Origin of the sequence: Cupriavidus sp. WS, from assembly GCF_000395345.1 — a bacterium.
In the GTDB taxonomy this organism is placed as follows: domain Bacteria; phylum Pseudomonadota; class Gammaproteobacteria; order Burkholderiales; family Burkholderiaceae; genus Cupriavidus; species Cupriavidus basilensis_B.
Genome location: NZ_AQPL01000441.1, coordinates 1 through 412, shown reverse-complemented (window position 1 = coordinate 412; position 412 = coordinate 1). Strand labels below are relative to the sequence as shown.

At 59.7% G+C, this 412-nt stretch carries 1 pseudogene; it reads right to left on the bottom strand.

Features of this window, described 5'->3' with window-relative positions:
- Positions 1-102: 102 nt before the first annotated feature.
- Positions 103-412, bottom strand: a pseudogene (gene fusA, locus K206_RS39710) (elongation factor G); the annotation flags it as partial.

The following is a 412-nucleotide window of genomic DNA, read 5'->3' as shown; positions in this document are numbered from 1 at the left end:
CTCGAACTTTTCCTTTGCCATTTTTCAGCTCCTAATGGAATGCAGTCTTTTATACAGTTCATTGCACCGCCGCGCGGGTCGCGCGCGGCGGTTAAGCTTTACTTACTTGCCCTTGGCCGCCATCACCGCTTCGGCGATGTTCTTCGGCGCCTCGGCGTAGTGCTTGAATTCCATGGTGTACGTGGCACGGCCTTGCGTGGCCGAGCGCAGCGACGTCGAATAACCGAACATTTCCGACAGCGGGACTTCAGCCTTGATGATCTTGCTGCCGCCCACCATGTCGTCCATGCCCTGCACGATGCCGCGGCGGGACGACAGATCGCCCATCACGGTACCCGTGTAGTCTTCCGGCGTTTCCACTTCCACGGCCATCATCGGCTCGAGCAGAACCGGGCTGGCCTTGCGCATGGCG